This window comes from Chryseobacterium sp. NG-CE01 (assembly GCF_055695505.1).
Genome location: NZ_CM146369.1, coordinates 326,917 through 340,896, shown reverse-complemented (window position 1 = coordinate 340,896; position 13,980 = coordinate 326,917). Strand labels below are relative to the sequence as shown.

Sequence of the window (13,980 nt, the reverse complement as noted above, 5' to 3'; positions counted from 1 at the left end):
ATGGCGATTGGCTCCTGCTTTCCCGCCTGTGTTTTATTTATTTGAAAATATATGAATTTGAAAACGGAAACTCCATCCTCAGTCATTTTACTTTAATTGTTTTTGAAAGATAACAGAGATAAAAATATAATAAATAATTACGATCGGAATCCCAACCGTCTTAAATATAGCCAAAATAACAACTGCACCTATCAGCAATGCTAATTTGGGATAATTATCATGAAGCTTCATTGATTTGAATTTCATGGCAATCATTTTAATAGGGCTGATTAACAGCCAGGATGAGATTACAGTAAGAATAATCAGATAAACCGGGTTTTCCAGGAGGAAACCGAAGCTTTCCGTGGTCCGGTAAGCATACAGCAGTCCGAATATTAAAATTGTATTGCTGGGTGTATTCAATCCTTTAAAATAATATTTCTGTTCTTCATCAAGATTAAAAATAGCCAGTCTCAGGCAGGAAAAAAGCGTAATCAGAAAACCTATATAAGAGATTGCAAAAGGCAGATGGAATCCTGAAATTTCATTTCCGAAAGGCTCCAGCATTTTAAACATAGCCAATCCCGGAACCACCCCGAAACTTACCATATCTGCGAGAGAATCCAGCTGTACTCCGAGATTGGAGTTTGATTTCAGGGCTCTGGCTACAAAACCATCGAAAAAATCTAAAACCAACGAAATAATAATACAGACAGCCGTTATCTGATAATCTCCTGACATAAGATGCACTGCGCCTACACAGCCCGAAAACAGGTTTCCCAGTGTGATGGCGTTGGCCAGATTGTTTTTAATGAAATTCATAACACAAAATTAAAACAATTAATTAATTTACCAATGTAACAGTTGGTACAATGTAGCAATAATATTACACTGCTTCATTGTATCATAGACGTATCAGTACATTGTCACATGAATTTTTGATGTAAATTTGCGGCATGAAATTTTTTAAAGAATTTAGAAAACAGGAAGTTCTGGTGCTTTTGTACAGGATCTTTTTAGCCTATTTTTTCTATCAGATTGCGCGTTTTTTATTCTGGTATTTCAACCGGGATTTAATAAGGATTGATTTTCTGTCTGATTACTTTAGTCTTTCCTTCCACGGAATTGCCTTCGACACCACCGCAATTTTATACGTCAATGCACTTTTTATCCTGCTAAGTATTGTTCCTGTGATCATCAATACAAAAAAAGGATACCAAAGGTTTCTTTTCTGGTTGTACTTCATCACCAACGGAATAGCTTACGCCATGAACTTCGGTGATATGGTATATTTCAGGTTTTCCCAGATGAGACTTACTTCTGCCGCTCTGCAGGTAGCACAGCATGAAAACAATATTTTCAAAGTTTTTACATCCTCAATCGTTCAGAATCCATTCGTAATTATCTGGTTTGTTCTTTTGATGGCACTGTGGATTTTTCTCTATAAAAAAATAAAAGTTCAGGAAAATAAGCCTGATCGATTGGTCCCGTATTTCGTGTGGTCGGTTATAACGCTTTGCTTAACTGCTGTTTTGGCTGTCGGGGGGATACGCGGGGATTTCAAGCACAGTACAAGACCGATCAATCTGGTAGATGCAAATCGTTTTGCCAAGCTGCCTTCCCAGGGAAACATGGTGCTGAACAGTACGTTTTCGTTCTTCAGAACTTTGAATACGAACAATTTTAAAGAAGTACGTTTTGTAGATGAAAAATTTATAGAAGATAATATTCATCCGTATAAAATATATGAAAGAAATGTATCGGAGAAACCCAATATCGTTATTTTTATTGTCGAATCTTTCGGAAGAGAATATTCCGGAGCCTTCAATAAAGATAAGAATATTAAAGATTATGTTTCCTACACGCCGTTTATTGACAGTCTGGCAGGGCAGAGTCTTATTTTCCCGAATACTTTTGCCAATGGGCGGCAGTCCATTCACGGGATGAGTTCTGTGCTTGCCGGAATTCCGAGCCTTACCGATGCCTTTACCAGTTCGCCGTACTCCAACCAGAAAATACAGTCAATTGTTTCCGTCTGTAATGAAATGGGCTACGATACCTCTTTCTATCACGGAGCTCCAAACGGGTCCATGGGTTTTTTAGGCTTTGGAAATATTCTTGGCTTTAAACATTATTTCGGTAAAACGGAATATAATAATGACAATGATTTTGACGGGATGTGGGCCATCTGGGATGAGCCGTTTTTACAATATTTTGCTAAAAATACAGGAAAAAGACAACCATTCATGGCGACCGTTTTCACAGCCTCTTCGCATCATCCGTTCAAGATCCCTGAAAAATATAACGGAAAATTCAGGAAAGGAAAAAATCAGATGCACGAACCTATCCAGTATACCGATTATGCTATAAAGGAGTATTTTGAAACAGCTAAAAAGCAGCCTTGGTTTAACAATACCATTTTTGTTTTCACAGGAGATCATACCAATGAAGTATATTATCCGGAATATGAGAAAATTATGAATCGTTTTGCAGTTCCTTTAATTTTCTATTCTCCCAATCCTGCATATCATCTTAAAGGAGTAAATTCTGAATTCGCCCAGCAGATCGATATCTATCCTACATTAGCCGATCTGATAGGGTATAATAAGAAGATCAGAAGCTGGGGAAGAAGTTTGGTGAGCGGAAAACAGGAGCTGCCAATTATTGCCAATTCGGATGGATCTGTAGAACAGTTTATTATCGGAAATTATATTTACCGTTTTGACGGCAAAGAAGTAGTGGGCGTTTTTGACAAAACAGATCTCGGACTGGAAAAAAATCTTATGGATCAGCTGAAAAGCAAACCTGAGGTGCAAAAAGGGATACTTACTGCCAAAGCATGGTATCAGGATTATATGAACAGGGTGATCAACAGGAAATTAATTTGATGCTGTGAAAATTTTTTAGAATTATATTTTAACTAATTAAATTAAAGCAGATCTATAATAATGTATGTTCGGGATAACAAAACTTTTTGCTATATGAAAATTAATTTCTATTTTTAGCAATATATAGACAACGAAATAATATATTTAAAATTAAAACTATAAAAATATGAGAAAATTATTATTAACATTTATTCTTTCTTTTATTGGCGCTTTATCATTCGCTCAGATCGAAGGAAAATGGAAAACGATAGATGACGAAACAAAACAGGCAAAATCTATTGTGGAAATTTATAAAAAAGGCGACCAGTATTACGGGAAAGTTTCCCAGCTTTTAATAAAACCTGCCAACCCGAATTGTGTAGACTGTAAAGACGACAGAAAAAACAAGCCTATTCTTGGGATGGAAATCATCAGAGGGCTGAAAAAAGAAGGTGATGAATTTACCGGAGGTACAATTACTGATCCAAAAACCGGAAAAACCTATAAATGTACCATCAAAAGAGAGGGCGACAACCTTAATGTAAGAGGGTATCTCGGATTTTCTCTTCTTGGAAGAACACAAACCTGGCATAAGGTTAATTAATTTAGCACGAATAAAAAATAATACACGGCATTTCAGAAATGAAATGCCGTTTTTGTTACGTAATAATAAAAAAACACTATTTTTGTACTCTAAATTTTTCAAATAAATATGGCAGAATATACTTTTCGTGAGGTAATTGCACAGGCAATGAGCGAGGAAATGCGTAAAGACGAATCCATCTTTTTAATGGGGGAGGAAGTGGCAGAATACAACGGTGCATATAAAGCTTCAAAAGGAATGCTTGATGAATTTGGTCCAAAGAGAGTAATCGATACCCCTATTGCGGAGCTTGGTTTTACAGGGATTGCTGTAGGAGCTGCGATGAATGGTAACAGACCAATTGTAGAGTATATGACATTCAATTTTTCATTGGTTGGTATTGATCAGATTATCAATAATGCGGCAAAAATCCGCCAGATGAGTGGTGGGCAATGGAATTGTCCTATCGTTTTTCGCGGTCCTACTGCTTCCGCAGGTCAGTTGGGAGCCACTCACTCTCAGGCTTTCGAAAACTGGTTTGCCAATATTCCTGGGCTAAAAGTAGTGGTTCCATCAAACCCATATGATGCAAAAGGATTATTGAAAACAGCAATTCAGGATAACGACCCTGTTATTTTCATGGAATCTGAACAGATGTATGGCGATAAAATGGAAATTCCTGAAGAAGAATATTACTTACCGATCGGAAAGGCTGATATCAAAAGAGAAGGATCAGATGTAACATTGGTTTCTTTCGGTAAAATCATGAAGCTTGCGATTCAGGCTGCTGAAGATTTGGCTAAAGAAGGTATTTCCGTAGAAGTTATTGATCTTAGAACAGTTCGTCCGTTAGATTATGATACGGTTTTAACTTCAGTTAAAAAGACAAACAGACTTGTTGTTCTGGAAGAAGCATGGCCGTTTGGTTCTGTAGCTTCAGAAATTACGTATATGGTACAGCAAAAAGCGTTTGATTATCTTGACGCTCCTATCAAGAGAATTACAACTCCTGATGCGCCAGCTCCTTACTCCTCTGCTTTATTTGCAGAATGGTTCCCGAAACTTGAAAAAGTGAAAGAAGAAATCAAAAAAGCGATGTACGTTAAATAATTAACATAATTATAGAGAAAAACTTCCGAAAGGAAGTTTTTTCATTTATTATATTCATGAAGAAAAATTCTTGGGGTTGTAAATTTGATTTAAATTTGCGCTCTTAAAATAAATTAGCTGATATGGCAGAAGTTGCAGAAGGCGGTCATCACTTTGACATTAAGAAGCTTTCTTTCATTGGAGTTTTGGTTTCTCTGGGTATTGTTTTCGGAGATATCGGTACTTCTCCGCTTTACGTAATGAAAGCGATCGTCAACGCAAGAGAAAGCGAAAGCACGATGCCTTTTAACGAATATATTGAAGGTGCTCTTTCCTGTATTATATGGACACTTACTCTTCAGACAACCATCAAATATGTTATTATTGCACTTCGGGCAGATAACAAAGGAGAAGGTGGGATTCTTGCCTTATTCTCATTGGTGAAAAACCTTAAAAAAGGCTGGCTTTATCTTATTGCTATTGTAGGAGCGGCAGCACTTATTGCCGATGGGGTTATTACTCCTTCTCTTACCGTAATGTCGGCCATTGAAGGTCTCGAAATTTACAATCCGCACACACCGGTAGTTCCTATTACCATCGGAATCTTAATTATAATCTTTTTTGTTCAGCAGTTTGGAACCAGCTTTATCGGGAAGTTTTTCGGACCTGTAATGGTTATCTGGTTTCTCGTTTTAGGTGGACTAGGGGTTTCTCATTTAAGCGAAAATATGGAAATCCTGAGATCATTCAACCCTTATTATGCGTACAAATTGATTGCTAACTCTCCAAGTGCCATCGTTATTTTAGGAGCCGTATTCCTTTGTACTACGGGAGCCGAAGCACTGTATTCAGACCTGGGACACTGTGGCGCCAAAAATATCAGGGTAAGCTGGGGATTTGTAAAAGTTATGCTGATTCTAAACTATCTCGGTCAGGGAGCCTGGCTTTTAACAAACTACAATAAGCCCGGTTTTTCTGTTGTTAATCCTTTCTTCGGAATTATGGAAGAATGGATGGTGATTCCCGGAGTTATTCTGGCAACTGCAGCGGCAATTATTGCGAGTCAGGCTTTGATTACCGGTTCATTTACTATCTTTTCGGAAGCGATGTCACTGAACTTATGGCCCAATCAGAAAATTGATTATCCTTCAGGGGTTAAAGGGCAGATGTATATCCCAAGAATCAACTGGGGGCTTCTTCTGTTCTGTATCATTGTAGTCCTTCACTTTAAAGAATCCGGAAAAATGGAGGCGGCTTACGGATTATCAATTACCGTAACCATGCTCATGACGACCGTTTTGCTTGTTTTCTGGCTGTTGAAACACAGGGTGAACAAATTATTCATACTGGTTTTCGCATTGGTATATATGGCGATCGAACTCGGATTTTTCAGTGCCAATATCATTAAATTCTTTGAAGGAGGCTGGATCACCGTAATTCTGGCAGGATTTATCGGAGTATGTATGTACGCCTGGTACAATGGAAGGTCGATCAAAACAAAATTTATCAAGTTTATCAAGCTGGAAAATTATATTCCGATCATTAAAGATATGAAGCTTGACGAAACGATACCGAAATATGCGACCAACCTGGCATATCTGAGCAGGGCTAAAAGAAATGACGAAATAGAATCAAAAATTATTTATTCCATCATTAAGAAACAGCCTAAAAGAGCTGATCATTATTTCATTCTGAGCATTACCAATCAGGAAGATCCGTATACTTTCAAATATACTGTCGATGAGGTGCTTCCGGGAACAATTTATAAGATCAATTTTATGCTCGGATTTAAAATTGACAGAAGGATCAATGATTACTTTGATATGGTGCTGAGAGATCTTATGGCAGATGGAACTATCCCGTCACGAAGCAGCCATCCTTCACTCAGGGCTCATAATATTCCGCCGGATCTGAAGTATGTGATTATAGATAATACCTATATCAACGATATTCTTCTTACCGTAAAAGAGAAAATTATCCTTAATATTTATAATTTCGTTAAATACATCGGAAGCGATGACTTCAAGGCGTGGGGAATCACTTCACATAATGTGGTGGTAGAGTCTGCTCCGATGACGGAAGACTGTGTAAGTAAGTCGAGAATCGAGCAATGCGGTTTCATCCGTCACAATAGTTAAATTCTTTAACACTCCGGTACAATATTTATTTAAATAAAAATCAATAAATTTGTATATAATTTTTTTGATGGATACAATACAAAAAGAAAAAAATATTGCACTGATTAAAGATGTTTTAAGAAACTATTTGCTTGAAAAAGGTTTCCGAAACACACCTGAACGATATACAATATTAGAAGAAATTTACAGTATGGATCATCACTTTAACGTTGATGATCTATACCTTTTAATGCTGCAGAAAAAATATCATGTTTCCAAAGCAACCATTTACAATACTATTGAGATTTTTCTGGATGCAGGGCTTATTCGGAAGCATCAGTTCGGAGAGAAAACACTGACCTCTTCTTCTTATGAAAAATCTTATTTCGACAAACAGCATGATCATCTTGTGATCTACAAAAAAGATTCTGATAAGGAAATTGAGGAAATTATAGAATTTTGCGACCCGAGAATCCAGGGAATTAAAGAAGCTATTGAAGAGGCATTTGGAGTGAAGATTGATTCTCATTCGCTGTATTTTTATGGTACAAAGAATGACTAACCGATCATTGAGGCTTATTATCGGCCTGTTTCTTACTATTTCTTCGTTTATTTTTGCACAGGACAACACTCAGAAGCCTTTGCAGAAAGATCCCTATTTTACGCCCAAAACTGTTCCGCAGAAAAATGCGCCGCCTCCGGAAAAGGTAAAGCATATTCACTCCGACGAATTACGAAAGGATGAAAAATACGATGGAAACAATTACTTTACGGGAAATGTTCAGTTTGAGCATCAGGGATCATTGCTGAATGCAGATCTTGTGATTGTATACGAGGGACAGAATTTCGTAAAAGCAATCGGCAACGTAAAGCTTCAGAATGCAGACGGTTCCGTAATTACCGGGGATGAAATGGAGTACGATGGCAATACCCAACGTGGGATTGCAAGGAAAAATGTAGTGCTTACAGACCCTAAAGGAACGGTGATCAAAACCGAAACAATGTATTATGACAGGGTTTCCAACCAGGCATATTACAATACAGGCGGAACAATCAATGACGGTAAAAGTACTACCTATTCTAGAACCGCAACCTATTTTCTGGCGACAAGAACAATTGACCTTTCCGGAAGAGTGAAAATTGAAGATGCGCAATATATTCTGGAAGGCGATAATGTTGTGCAGAATCAGAACACCAATATTGTAGACATCAACGGGCCAACTACGATCATTAATAAAAAGAATCCTAAAAACCGTATCGTTACGGATAAAGGCAATTACAATACCAATACGAAAGAAGCTTTTCTGTATAAAAATTCCAGGGTATATTATAACGACAAAATTCTCACCGGAGATGAAATGTATTATAACCAGCTTACAGGTTTCGGAAAAGCCACGGGAAATGTTACGATCGATGATCCGAATGAGAGACGATGGATAAAAGGAGGATACGGAGAAATTTTTGAAAAGAAAGATTCTGCGATGATGACGAAAAATCCCTACGCCGTAAAAGCGCTGGAAAAAGATTCCATGTATTTTGCTGCGGAAAAAATCATATCATTTCAAAAGCCGGATTCTGTAAATATTACGGTTAAAAAAAGCTTTCTCAGGGCATTTAGAAAAGGAAGATTCTATAAATCCAATGCACAGGGAAGGGCAGATTCTATTGCTTTTAATGAAACAGACGGTGTACTGCACATGTACAGAGATCCGATTTTATGGAGCAACGGGAAACAGGTAACAGGAGATAAGGTGGAAGCATATTTTAATACTGAAAAAGAAAATATAGATTCTCTGAAAGTTATCGGAAATGCATTTGCCATCAGTAAAGTAGATTCCCTGAATATGAAAGACGAATTTAATCAGGTAAAAGGAAGGCTGATGACCGTTTATTACGGTGAAGATAACAATATCAAAGAGGCCAAGGTAATCGGCAATGCGCAGGCAATTACATTTTCCGATGATGTAAATGCAGAAACCAAGCAAAAGGAAAGAATAGGAATATCGCTCAGCACCTGCGGAATTATTGATGCTATTTTTGAAGAAAAAGCACTGTTTATTGTAGAATGTAATATTGGTGCAAATTCAGATACTTATCCCATGAGTATGATCGAACCTTCAAAGCGTAAATTCCCGGACTTCAACTGGAATACCAAAGACCGCATATTAAAATGGCAGGATATCTTGGTAGATACACCAAATTATCCCGAGATAGAATACGAAGCAGATACCTCTTTATACGACTCTGCACAAAAAGTTATTGAAAACGAAAAAGCCAAAGAAGAAGCCAAAAAGCCCAAAAGAGTCAGACGATAAAAATCAAAAAATCTTAAAATATACATCCCTACTCACCATTTTTGTTATTAAAATGGTGAGTTATTTTTTGTGAAAGCCTTACATATCGCTCTTAAACTTTATATTTTTTAATAAAATTCAAATTTTTTTTAATTGCTTTTTTCATTTTTTAGTGAATGTGAAATCCTTATTTTAATTAGGTTTTAATGAGGTAATCATTTCATTAATTGTTGAATTGAATTTGTATATGAGAAAAAAAACGTATTTTTTTTGAAAAATGTGTATTTGATTTGTTTTTTTGCATATATTTAAACCATAAATATTGTTAATCTATATTAATATTTTGTGATTTGGTGGTTTCGCTTACAGCAACATGCTGTAAGCGTTTTTTATTTATAAGCATAAATTTCGGTGTTTAATATATGTTTTTTAGCTTTGCTAAAATTTTTCAAGACGATGGAAATGCAAAAAGATTTTTTTATATACCAGGCGCAAACCACAAAATTTGCAGCGGGATTTGAAGTGGAAAGAGCAGAAGGAAGTTATATTTATGGAACGGACGGAAAGAAATACCTGGATTTTGTAGCCGGCGTTTCTGCAAATACGCTTGGACACTCACATCCGAAAATTGTAAATGCTATTAAAGAACAAGCTGATAAATATCTTCATGTAATGGTGTACGGTGAATATGCACAGGAGAAACCCGTAGCTTTGTGTAAGCTGCTGGCAGAATCTACACCCGATCCACTCGAAATTACTTATCTCGTAAACAGCGGAGCAGAGGCGATAGACGGAAGTCTTAAACTGGCAAAACGATATACCGGAAGAGAAGAAATAATATCATTTAAAAACTCATATCACGGAAATACGCACGGAGCATTGAGTGTTTCAGGAAACGAAACACACAAGAGAGAATTTCGTCCGCTGTTACCGATGGTGAGTTTTATTGAGTTCAATAATGAAAATGATTTTGATAAAATCACTGAAAAAACAGCTTGCGTCATCATGGAGACAATCCAGGGAGCAGCGGGGTTTTTGGTTCCTGACAAGGATTACTTAATCAACTTAAAAAAAAGATGTGAAGAAGTAGGCGCTTTACTGATTCTTGATGAAATACAGCCGGGATTCGGGAGAACCGGAAAACTCTTCTCATTTGAACATTTCGGAATTGTGCCTGATATTCTCGTTATGGGAAAAGGGATGGGCGGCGGTGTTCCCGTAGGCGCTTTTATGAGTTCAAGGAAAATCATGGATACTCTGACGCATTCTCCGAAGTTGGGGCACATTACGACTTTTGGGGGAAATCCGCTCATTGCTGCATCAAGTTATGCTACTTTGAAAGAGGTTCTGGAAAGCGGCCTGATGGATGAAGTTGCTGAAAAAGAAAAACTGTACCGGGAACTTCTGGTTCATCCTAAAATTAAAAATATCAATGGAAAAGGGCTCATGCTGGCTGTAAATCTTGGTGCTCCCGAATATACCCTAGAAGTCGCTAAAAAATGTATGGAAAAAGGACTTATTGTTTTCTGGCAATTATACAGAAACGAATATCTCAGAATATCACCTCCTCTCACCATCTCTAAAGAAGAGATTACAGAAGGCTGTCAGATAATTCTGGATGTTTTAAATGAAAATTAAAACTTTGGAAAGGTGTCGAAAAATTTCGATACCTTTTTATTTATATAGAACTTTCTGAAACCGAAGAGAATGTTGCATTTATTAGATGCTTAAATGTTCATTTTCACAATCATTTTTAAAGACAAAATACGATTGCATAATTATTTAAAATTTCTGATAAATATCATGAAGATTATGTAAAAAAGTAAATACATATTTGTGTAATAAAAAAATTAATTTATATATTGCGGGACGATTAAAACAAAGATTATATGGCGAAACATAAAGTCCATTACGAATTTCCAATGCATTGCTTATCAGAGATTTTATACGAATATCTGGCGACTGCAGAGGGGTTGTCTGAATGGTTTGCGGATGAGGTGACAGAGAAAGGTGATGACTTCTTTTTTAGCTGGGGAGGAGGACCTGCCGAGAAGGCAACTTTAATTAGGTATAAGCCTGAAGGTTTCGTGCGTTTCAGATGGGAAGAGGATGAAGGAACAAAACATTTCTTTGAAATGACAATTACAATCGATGATATTACAGAAGATCTTGCCCTTAATATTACAGACTTCTGCGAAGAAGGAGATGAAGAAGAAAATGCAATGTATTGGGAAAACCTTATCGAAAACCTTAGAATAAAATTGGGTGCCGCTTAAACGTAAGCTGTATTACAGATAAAACTGATGAACGATTTATCGTTCATTATTTTTTTATAACAAATCAGAATAAATTGGAAAATCAATATTTTACATCAGGTGAATTAAATGTGAAGAACAGAGCGTTTCTTGCGGGAGATGCAGTGAAGGTTTCGTTCTTTGTAAGAGACGGGAAACTTATCATGGACGAAGAATGCTATTTCTTTTTAATGGCTTCCATGAGAAAAATGAGAATGAATATTCCGCTTTCCTATACCCTGGAGTTTTTCCAGTCCCTTTTCAGTAAAGATGTTGAAGGAAAAGGAGTGAAAAATGGCATTATCAGTTTTCAGGTGTTCAGAAATATGGACGGAACTACTTTGTCAAAATCTTCCGTTTCCTATTATTATGAAATTCTGCAGATGGATGATGTGCTGTCAGTTCATGAAAGACCGCTGGAATTGGATATGATCAAGGAAATCAATGTAAACAACAACCTTCTCAGCAATATCCATGTTCACAGTCCGGAAAATATTTATGGTGAAATTTATGCACAGGAAAATGATTTGGATGATGTCATCTTTCTAAATCCGGCGAAAAGAATTGCAAGGGCCGGAACCGGCAACCTTCTATTTCTGGAAGGTGATGTCATTAAAGTTCCGAAGCAGACCGAAGGAGCATATATTTCGCCTTTAATGGAGAATTTTGTTACCTTTTTACATAAAAATAATCTTGCAGATATTCAGGAGCATGAAATTATTGCTTTTGAATCTCAGAAAGCTGAAGAAATTCTATTGATCTCAGATGAGAAAGGAATATTTTCAGTAGGGAAAATAAGAAATAAAATTTTCGGGAACAACCGTTTTCTGGAATTAACGGAGGCCTGGAGAAAAAGTTTTTAAAATTGGCAAACCCGGTAAACAACAAAAGTTCCAAAGTCCTTTACCGGGTTTTTATTCCGAATAAATCAGAAAATTGTATCGTTGGCGATATTCATTAAAATATCAATTTTTAAATAAATAATTGAAAGAATACTGATATAGCAGGTAGTTTTATTCCTTTCATATCGGTTAAGTTTCTTGTACAGCAAATAACGGAAATTATTTGTTTAAAACAGATTTAAGATATCTTAAAGTTTGTTAAAGTGTAAAGAATTAAGTGTTTACACATTTAGTTAAGAGAAATGTCTTCCGGAGAGTTGGCCCAAAGTAGATATTCACCGCCCAGATTCTGCATGATAGATTTCCAAAGCGTCTGGTCGTTCGGTAAGGTATAATCAAGATTATAAACATCTACCACAGTCCAGACTTTACGCTGGATTTCATCATCAAGCTGCATGGATGTCCATCCCGAATATCCGGAAAATATTTTTACATCATTGATGGTTAATTCACTGCTCAAAACAGCGCTGATTATATTTTCGATATCTTCCGTTAAATAATAGTCCGGAGTAATTTCTACAAAAGTTTCCGTTACCCTTTTTCCTTTAACGATGAAGAAGACTTTGTCATTCTCTACAGGTCCGCCGTCATAGACTTCAATCTTAAACTCGAACATATCTTTAAACTTATCACTCATCTGGCTGTTTTTCTTGTTAAGAATTAGGCCAAACGCGCCCTGTTCGTTATGCTCTATAACCAATACTACCGATCGGGAAAAAATATCACCGGAAATATCAGGTGTGGAAATTAATATTTTACCTTTGTAGGAGTAATTCATACTCAAATTTAATAAAAAATATTTATGGAAAACCTGCACGACAAAAGAAAAGTGTACGAGAGATCCCAACTTATTGAAAGTGAGATAAAACAAAATCCTATTGAGCAGTTTCGGGATTGGTTTATTGAAGCTTCAGACAATCCCGGGATCTCCGAAGCTAATGCCATGGCGGTTTCTACGGTAGAAGAAGACGGCTACCCGCGTACAAGAATGGTTTTGCTTAAAGCATATACCTACGAAGGTTTTATTTTTTATACTAATTACGACAGCAGGAAAGGAAAAGCAATTGAAAAGACACATAAAGCTTGTCTTCATTTTTTTTGGCCTGCTTTGGAAAGACAGATTATCATAAAAGCGCATCTTGAACGCATTGCTGAAAACCTGAGTGACGGCTATTTCCATTCCCGCCCGAAAGGCAGCCAGCTGGGAGCAGTGGTGTCGCCGCAGAGCCAGGAAATACCGGACAGGAATTTTCTTGAGCAAAAACTTAAAGAGCTGGAAAAGCAGTATGAAAACATAGAAGTTCCACGACCTGAAAACTGGGGCGGATACATCGGAAAACCTTATGAAATAGAATTCTGGCAGGGTAGACCAAACCGGCTTCACGACAGGATTGTATATACTCTTGAGGATCTGGATTGGAAAATTTCAAGATTGGCACCGTAGGCTCTTACAACTCCGGATCTCAATTTTTATCTTTATCAGAATCCTGTAGAATTCGTCTTTAATTCACAATTAAGGCGCAATATAGGTTAACAGCACAATAAGTTGAGGCTGAGAATCCCGAAATAGTGGCTGAATCTCCTTAAGCCGAGGTTGAGGCTCTCGAAACGGTGGCTAAAGCTTTCAAAAAGGTAGCTCAAGTTCTCAAAATAATGGCTGAGGTTATCGAAACAGTGGGTAAATCTCACTAAACGGTAGTTGAAGCTCTCGAACGGTGGCTAAAATTTTCAAAAAGGTAGATCGAGTTCTCAAAATAAAGGCTATCAAAATGGTGGCTGAGGCTCTCGAATGGTGGCTGAGGCTCTCGAAGCCACCACCCAAAAAAAACCTCATCGGTGGATGAGGTTTTAATTT

The 13,980-nt window shown here is 37.0% G+C and carries 12 protein-coding genes; 10 read left to right on the top strand and 2 right to left on the bottom strand.

Annotated elements, in window-relative coordinates; translation table 11 throughout:
- Positions 1–87 precede the first annotated feature (87 nt).
- Positions 88–801: a CDP-alcohol phosphatidyltransferase family protein gene (locus ACYT6F_RS01640; protein WP_472599592.1), complete on the bottom strand. Its 714-nt coding sequence runs from the start codon at positions 799–801 to the stop codon at positions 88–90.
- 134 nt (positions 802–935) lie between these two features.
- Here ACYT6F_RS01640 and ACYT6F_RS01635 point away from each other — a divergent pair, with 134 nt between their 5' ends.
- From ACYT6F_RS01635 to ACYT6F_RS01595, 9 genes are all read left to right on the top strand, one after another.
- Positions 936–2,867 (top strand): LTA synthase family protein, encoded by a 1,932-nt coding sequence (locus tag ACYT6F_RS01635; RefSeq protein ID WP_472599591.1) that lies wholly within the window; start codon positions 936–938, stop codon positions 2,865–2,867.
- Between the two features lie 166 nt (positions 2,868–3,033).
- Positions 3,034–3,450: a DUF2147 domain-containing protein gene (locus ACYT6F_RS01630; RefSeq protein WP_472599590.1), complete on the top strand. Its 417-nt coding sequence runs from the start codon at positions 3,034–3,036 to the stop codon at positions 3,448–3,450.
- 108 nt (positions 3,451–3,558) lie between these two features.
- Positions 3,559–4,539: a pyruvate dehydrogenase complex E1 component subunit beta gene (locus tag ACYT6F_RS01625; protein WP_029294627.1), complete on the top strand. Its 981-nt coding sequence runs from the start codon at positions 3,559–3,561 to the stop codon at positions 4,537–4,539.
- A 122-nt stretch (positions 4,540–4,661) separates the two neighbouring features.
- A complete protein-coding gene (locus ACYT6F_RS01620) occupies positions 4,662–6,656 on the top strand; it encodes a KUP/HAK/KT family potassium transporter (RefSeq protein ID WP_472599589.1) in 1,995 nt (664 codons plus the stop codon).
- A gap of 67 nt (positions 6,657–6,723) precedes the next feature.
- The gene (locus ACYT6F_RS01615) at positions 6,724–7,197 is read left to right on the top strand and encodes a Fur family transcriptional regulator (RefSeq protein WP_029294631.1); all 474 of its coding nucleotides are present in this window, start codon (positions 6,724–6,726) and stop codon (positions 7,195–7,197) included.
- Positions 7,190–8,950 (top strand): OstA-like protein, encoded by a 1,761-nt coding sequence (locus ACYT6F_RS01610; RefSeq protein ID WP_472599588.1) that lies wholly within the window; start codon positions 7,190–7,192, stop codon positions 8,948–8,950. Before ACYT6F_RS01615 ends, ACYT6F_RS01610 begins: the two co-directional genes overlap by 8 nt.
- A 441-nt stretch (positions 8,951–9,391) precedes the next feature.
- Positions 9,392–10,567, top strand: a complete 1,176-nt coding sequence (locus tag ACYT6F_RS01605; RefSeq protein WP_472599587.1) for an aspartate aminotransferase family protein — start codon at positions 9,392–9,394, stop codon at positions 10,565–10,567.
- 251 nt (positions 10,568–10,818) lie between these two features.
- Complete coding sequence (locus ACYT6F_RS01600) at positions 10,819–11,205, top strand: START-like domain-containing protein (RefSeq protein ID WP_169229378.1); 387 nt, start codon at positions 10,819–10,821, stop codon at positions 11,203–11,205.
- A 74-nt stretch (positions 11,206–11,279) separates the two neighbouring features.
- The gene (locus tag ACYT6F_RS01595) at positions 11,280–12,086 is read left to right on the top strand and encodes an aminotransferase class IV (protein ID WP_472599586.1); all 807 of its coding nucleotides are present in this window, start codon (positions 11,280–11,282) and stop codon (positions 12,084–12,086) included.
- A gap of 268 nt (positions 12,087–12,354) precedes the next feature.
- Here ACYT6F_RS01595 and ACYT6F_RS01590 read toward each other — a convergent pair whose 3' ends face one another.
- Entirely contained in the window at positions 12,355–12,903 is a 549-nt protein-coding gene (locus tag ACYT6F_RS01590; RefSeq protein ID WP_472599585.1) for a YqgE/AlgH family protein, read from the bottom strand.
- A gap of 24 nt (positions 12,904–12,927) precedes the next feature.
- On the opposite strand from ACYT6F_RS01590, the gene pdxH reads away from it, so the two are divergent.
- Complete coding sequence (gene pdxH / locus ACYT6F_RS01585) at positions 12,928–13,569, top strand: pyridoxamine 5'-phosphate oxidase (protein ID WP_472599584.1); 642 nt, start codon at positions 12,928–12,930, stop codon at positions 13,567–13,569.
- The last annotated feature ends 411 nt before the right edge of the window (positions 13,570–13,980 follow it).

What these genes read in the sequence shown, in the direction of transcription:
- ACYT6F_RS01590 (WP_472599585.1), bottom strand. Translation starts at nt 12,903, where the DNA reads ATGAATTACTCCTACAAAGGTAAAATATTAATTTCCACACCTGATATT.
- pdxH (WP_472599584.1), top strand. Translation starts at nt 12,928, where the DNA reads ATGGAAAACCTGCACGACAAAAGAAAAGTGTACGAGAGATCCCAACTT.
- ACYT6F_RS01630 (WP_472599590.1), top strand. Translation starts at nt 3,034, where the DNA reads ATGAGAAAATTATTATTAACATTTATTCTTTCTTTTATTGGCGCTTTA.
- ACYT6F_RS01615 (WP_029294631.1), top strand. Translation starts at nt 6,724, where the DNA reads ATGGATACAATACAAAAAGAAAAAAATATTGCACTGATTAAAGATGTT.
- ACYT6F_RS01600 (WP_169229378.1), top strand. Translation starts at nt 10,819, where the DNA reads ATGGCGAAACATAAAGTCCATTACGAATTTCCAATGCATTGCTTATCA.
- ACYT6F_RS01635 (WP_472599591.1), top strand. Translation starts at nt 936, where the DNA reads ATGAAATTTTTTAAAGAATTTAGAAAACAGGAAGTTCTGGTGCTTTTG.
- ACYT6F_RS01620 (WP_472599589.1), top strand. Translation starts at nt 4,662, where the DNA reads ATGGCAGAAGTTGCAGAAGGCGGTCATCACTTTGACATTAAGAAGCTT.
- ACYT6F_RS01640 (WP_472599592.1), bottom strand. Translation starts at nt 801, where the DNA reads ATGAATTTCATTAAAAACAATCTGGCCAACGCCATCACACTGGGAAAC.
- ACYT6F_RS01605 (WP_472599587.1), top strand. Translation starts at nt 9,392, where the DNA reads ATGCAAAAAGATTTTTTTATATACCAGGCGCAAACCACAAAATTTGCA.
- ACYT6F_RS01610 (WP_472599588.1), top strand. Translation starts at nt 7,190, where the DNA reads ATGACTAACCGATCATTGAGGCTTATTATCGGCCTGTTTCTTACTATT.
- ACYT6F_RS01625 (WP_029294627.1), top strand. Translation starts at nt 3,559, where the DNA reads ATGGCAGAATATACTTTTCGTGAGGTAATTGCACAGGCAATGAGCGAG.